Source organism: Oceanospirillum beijerinckii DSM 7166 (assembly GCF_000422425.1).
Classification (GTDB): Bacteria; Pseudomonadota; Gammaproteobacteria; order Pseudomonadales; family Halomonadaceae; genus Oceanospirillum; species Oceanospirillum beijerinckii.
Map to the genome: position 1 here is coordinate 1 of NZ_KE383834.1, position 5,280 is coordinate 5,280.

Below are 5,280 nucleotides of genomic sequence, written 5' to 3' on the forward strand. Positions count from 1 at the left end.
CCCACCACCGGGGAGACGGTTACCGCAATATCCACTTCGTCATCCACTTCATCCAGATAGATATCTTCTGAATTCGAGGTGTACACATTGGGATAAAACAACGCCAGATACAGCGCCGTGAATTTAGATTTTTTCTGCACAACACCCATCAGGTCCGCTGTGCCGTAGGTATCCAATGCCATTTTCTTTTACCCTATAAACAAAAAAAGCCGCTTACGCGACCCGTTCAAACCTGCAAAACAGGACTAACCCGGTAACTGCAGACCAATCGGCGTACCCACAAAAGCACAAGCCTTCTGCACATCCGTTGCCGCCCCCGGCCAGGCCACCAGATCAGGGTTAAAGGTGCCTGCTTTGATCAACTGAACACTGACCGCACCGCCGGTACTATCCAGCACCGCAGGTGCCAGGCGCACCGCCACTTCAGTACCATCCGTGGCCGCAGGGTCCCAGATATGGAACTCCCCCGTTGATTTCTTCAAACCCAGCGGCGTATATTTCGCCACCGTCAGACCAGCGGCTAATTTACCCTCAACCGTCACCAGAGGTTCCGAGCCTGTTACCCAGGTTTCTGGAATGTACTGCTCTATCATAATTACCCCTTATCACCCGTCGCTTTTTCATAAGATGCCAGCAGGGCATTGCCTGCCGGAGCATCACCCGCATCCGCATCAATATCTGGCTGCTGCTCATTAGCCATCAGCTTATCCAGCGCGGTATTCATCTGATTCGATGCCGGAGCCGCCGGAATAGTCGCCATCACACCAATCGCTTCCTCTTTCGTCAGATTGGTGTTAAATGCCAAATAGTTGGCCGTTTCTTTACAGCCCTTGGCCTCTTCCGCCTGCAGGATGCCACCGATCCGGGCCTGCATCGCAGCAGCGGCATCAGCCGCACCCGTATCAACAGGAACCGCTGCCGACTGTTGAGCGGCAGGAGTAGAAGCCGGTTGCTGTGCTTCTGAATTAACAGGCGGCTGTTCCGCTACCTGAGTTGTACCGGATTGATCCGCCAAAGACTTGTGCTCTGTGCCTTCTGCAGGTTTATTGCCTTCATCCATCGTTTTCGATCCTATCGTGATTGTCTGGCCACGACCGGCCAGGTATTCAGAGAAATAATGAATCGCTTCATTACCGTTAATCAGTTCATCAGCAAAACCCACATCCACCGCCGCTTGCCCGGTAAAAGTTGCGGCCTCCGTTGCCAGAATTTCCTCTACCGATAGCCCCATATGATCCGCCATCAACTGAGCAAACATCTGACGGATGTTGTCTGTACCCGCCTGAAACTTCGCCAACACCTCAGCGGATAGCTGTTCATAGGGGTTACCATCAACCTTATGCTGACCGGAGTGAATCAAAGTCACCTCTACCCCGTTCTCACCCAGCATCTTGGCGTAATTGGTATGAGCCATTACCACACCCACCGAACCGGCTACCCCGGTCTGAGTGATCAACCGGCGATGAGCGGCACTGGCCAGCGCCATTCCGGCAGAACAGTGCATATCGTGGCATAACGACCACAATTCCTTACCCGACGCATCCGCCAATTGCCGCAGAGTGCGAGACGTATCAAAACAACCGGACACCTCCCCACCGGGGGTATCCTTATCCATCAGCACACCCTTAACATCAGGGTCCGCAAAGGCATTGGCCGCACGAGCGATAATGCCGTCATAACCCGTCATACCGCTGTAAGGGTTCAAATGACCCGACTTATGCACCAACGAACCCGACACCGGTAACACCGCCACACCGTTGTACACCGGATACGACCGTGACTTCTCCTGATCCCGACGGCCACCAAACGAACCTAAGTCCACCTGCAGCTTCTCACCGGTCAGAATCTCGCCTTCCGCATCTGACAACTGAACAATCCCCAACCGACTGGCCAGAGCACTAAAAAACACCCGTGCATAGCCGGGCTCTACCAGCAACGGCGTGTTTAACACCCGCGCTGATAGATGGGGGTAATTTTTCATAAGGGATTCCTGTGATTAGGAAAGGGGAATGGGGGTTAAGGGTTTGGGGGTTAAGGGTTTTGGTGAATTTTGGGCATAAAAAAAGGGCGGCCAATTTGACCACCCTTCTGGGATTATTCTGCTGAGTTTAAGCCATCTTCATACGACAAATAGGCTAAACCGCCATTGCGGCTGACTGATCGTGATGGCTATAGTGTAAACCAAACTCTACCTTGAAATCCGTCGCTTTTACTTTTGGTTCCACCGCTCCGTTAGAACCTTTACGCAATTCAACAATATTGTACTTTTCAAGATTTTTCAGTGTACGAGACAGATTGCCTTTTTTACGGCTGGAAATCTGTTCCAGCTCAGTCAGAGAGCGTGGCTTATGTTCCGCAATAAGGCGCAACAGCTCCTGATTCTCACTGCTTAACACCTGAGCCATAGACTGAACCGACTCGAACCAGACCTTAGGCTCGTTTTTTCTCGGCTTATATTCACCTTTTGCAATGGCAATTGTTCGTTTCATATAGTCTTGCCGGGACATAACACCAATCGTCAGAACCTTAGTTCTCATGATTACACCTCGTTGAGAATAAGCTCTACTTCTTTCCAGAAGTCTTCCAGTAACTGTCCAGGGGTTTCAAATTCGTAATTTAACACACGGTTTTCTTTATGCTTGTGATCCCAAGTCACAATCCTAGCCCCGAACTTTTTCTTTTTGGGTTTAAAGCCATGAGCGTTATCAATGCCAAAAATTCTGACATTAGACCGATCATGTAACGTCAGTGAGTAACTGATTCCATGGGGAATATGCTGGGTAGCCGTAACCGAACGAGCCTCAAACTTCGTCCAGTAACCATTATCCATCGGAAACACTTCGCCATTCAGCGCCAACAGAGTTTCCAGTCCATAATCCGTATCATTCATATATTTTTAAAGTACCTGATACCCACTACATGTTATCTTCACATGATAACCCATGCCGGTTTATTCTCAACTGAATTATATCCCCCTTATCAGGGCTGCTTAATGAATAAAGCAGCCCCACACCCTCCTAATGCCTTTGACCAATCTGGGTCATACGGTGAATATCCAGCAGCTTATTCCGGTAGTTTTCATTCCAGAACAAGATAGAGTTCAGCTCCAGTTGCAGCTGCTCCGATACACCCGGCTCCAGCAGTACGGTTTGGCCTTCATGGTCTTTGATCCACCTGACCGCCCACAGCAGGTCAATCCGCCAGCCACAATCAAACATCTGTTCCCATAATAAACGCCCATGACGTTGATCAAACCCTGATGGCATACGCTTAGGGCTAAATACCGCATCGGCCTGGGGCTCGGTGACTTGCTCAGGTTCCGCTGGCAGGTAATCCCCTTCCAGCACGTATTCACTGATAAACTGACGGGCGTTATTAAACTCACTCTCAGGAATATCTGCCCCGGACTTCACATCAAAACCGGCATGAATCTGATTCCAGAAACGCGCCTTAGCCGATGCCCGTTGCTTGCCTTTAAGATGAGAGATCTTGCCATCCACCAGAGATGACAGAATATCCATTCCATTAGTACCAATGGCCCGATCCCGGGCTGGCGAAGTCGTCATCTGATCAAACGCCCGGATTACAGCCAGATGAAACTTGGCACTAATCCACATCGCATACGAATAAACCAGCTCCTTACAAACATATGTGCCGCGATTTTTCCCGCCATGAACAATCTTATGAGCACTGCCAGCACCAAGGCTCACATCTGAGCCTTGGTTGATTTCTTCAATCAATTCAACTGTCTGACCTGAGCGCATAAAGTTATACGGCTTATGCTTTGAATCTGAACCAGACGCCTTATGCAGATCATTCAAAGAGAACAACCCATCCAGCATACGAATATCTTTAGAAAGAATAGAGAGAGAAGCGGCCATGATGACCTCCTATGATTTTTTTTGAGAATTACCCACTTTGAGAATGGGTGTCAGGAGGCTCAAAACGGCTCATAGAAACCGCGGACTTATTCCCCCGAAGGGTATTTTATTCGTCGCCCTCCCGACCTAATTTGCGCGCTTCAGGCGCAACTCGGGCAGGGAATGCCAAATTTCAGGCATAAAAAAGCCAACACTAACGGGGCTGGTTATATCCGCTATGAAGAGGTTTTGAGTCCTCAGCCCAAATACTAGGGCCGAGGGGGGCGGGTGTCAAGCAGGAGTAGAACTTGAAATTTCAAGAATAGTTTCATCTATTAAAAGGTTTTCAAACTTATTCAAAGTTTCTAGGCTATGGTTATGGTATTTAGTTAACCAACGATACTTATCTAAAACATTATGTAATTTTTGCAATACCTTTGGATCAGAAGATTTTTCTATTCTTTCAACAACAGACTCAATACACTTTACAATTTCATCTCTATGGGTTTTATACATAAAGTAATAATTTTTAAAGCTCACTTGAAGCTGAGCAAGATCTTGGTCAATAATGTTACGTCTACCCATATCATTATTTTGGTCAATAAATGTTCCTTGATGACCTAGGTAATCAAGATAATAAACAGAGTCAACGTCCTGTTTTATAATCCTAAAGCCGCTATACATCTGATCAGCGATAAAATTAAGCCTCTCCATCAACTTACGGTTTTCTACAATTGATTCTGACAAAGCAATTCTGGGATACTTTGCTACGACACTCTCAACTCTATACGCGTCAATAACACCTTCACCAACAGCAAAACTAGCAGATATTTTAGAGAATTTATCTGAAATCCCACCCCGCAAGAAAATTCCATATTCTTTTTGACAGTTGACAATAAATGTCGACAAACGCATAGATATTATAAATAGACAGTTTGCTGAATGTTGATAAAAAAGGTTTTCTCTAATCTCTGGCACCTCTTTAGGACTAAATGAAATAACAAAGGAGTCGGATATAAATGTAAAGTCAAAATCATAATAATCGTATACGTTAAAACCACCAGATCTGCCATGCTGCTCGTAGCTTTCCCGTAAATTAGTTTGTGGCCGCGTAAAAAGCTCCTCATTAGACTTCATGAAATTGATGAATTTATTTGCAGACTCTTGATCTTTAATTTTCTTATTAATCTCTCCAAAGCCTAACATATCAACAAAAACGGTCCATTGTATAAGTTTCATAGCTATTCCTTATTAGCAGCAATGCGGGACATCCACATTTATCTATCTGAAAGATAACAGGTTTCCTCTCAAATACCACCTAGAGATATCCCTTTGGGTCATCATTCATAATGAAATGCGGGACATCCACATTTATCTGTCTGAAGAGTCATCTGGGATTAACAGATAAAGAAAAACCCCT

Annotated in this window: 6 protein-coding genes and 1 pseudogene; all 7 read right to left on the reverse strand. The window is 46.5% G+C overall.

Annotation, left to right across the window (positions count from 1 at the left end; all coding sequences use genetic code 11):
• A pseudogene (locus H579_RS0123165) lies at window positions 1-182 on the reverse strand (hypothetical protein); the annotation flags it as partial.
• 63 nt (window positions 183-245) lie between these two features.
• Window positions 246-593: a head decoration protein gene (locus H579_RS27350; RefSeq protein ID WP_036566418.1), complete on the reverse strand. Its 348-nt coding sequence runs from the start codon at window positions 591-593 to the stop codon at window positions 246-248.
• A gap of 2 nt (window positions 594-595) precedes the next feature.
• Window positions 596-1,981: a S49 family peptidase gene (locus tag H579_RS0123175; RefSeq protein WP_028302623.1), complete on the reverse strand. Its 1,386-nt coding sequence runs from the start codon at window positions 1,979-1,981 to the stop codon at window positions 596-598.
• A 154-nt stretch (window positions 1,982-2,135) separates the two neighbouring features.
• The gene (locus H579_RS0123180; protein WP_036567363.1) at window positions 2,136-2,537 is read right to left on the reverse strand and encodes an HVO_A0114 family putative DNA-binding protein; all 402 of its coding nucleotides are present in this window, start codon (window positions 2,535-2,537) and stop codon (window positions 2,136-2,138) included.
• 2 nt (window positions 2,538-2,539) lie between these two features.
• Window positions 2,540-2,890 carry a toxin-antitoxin system TumE family protein gene (locus H579_RS0123185; protein WP_028302625.1) on the reverse strand — a complete coding sequence of 117 codons (351 nt, stop codon included), beginning with the start codon at window positions 2,888-2,890 and terminating at the stop codon, window positions 2,540-2,542.
• Window positions 2,891-3,017: 127 nt separating this feature from the next.
• Window positions 3,018-3,881 carry a KilA-N domain-containing protein gene (locus tag H579_RS28325; RefSeq protein WP_051228291.1) on the reverse strand — a complete coding sequence of 288 codons (864 nt, stop codon included), beginning with the start codon at window positions 3,879-3,881 and terminating at the stop codon, window positions 3,018-3,020.
• 270 nt (window positions 3,882-4,151) lie between these two features.
• Entirely contained in the window at window positions 4,152-5,099 is a 948-nt protein-coding gene (locus H579_RS0123195) for a hypothetical protein (RefSeq protein WP_028302626.1), read from the reverse strand.
• Window positions 5,100-5,280: the final 181 nt, after the last annotated feature.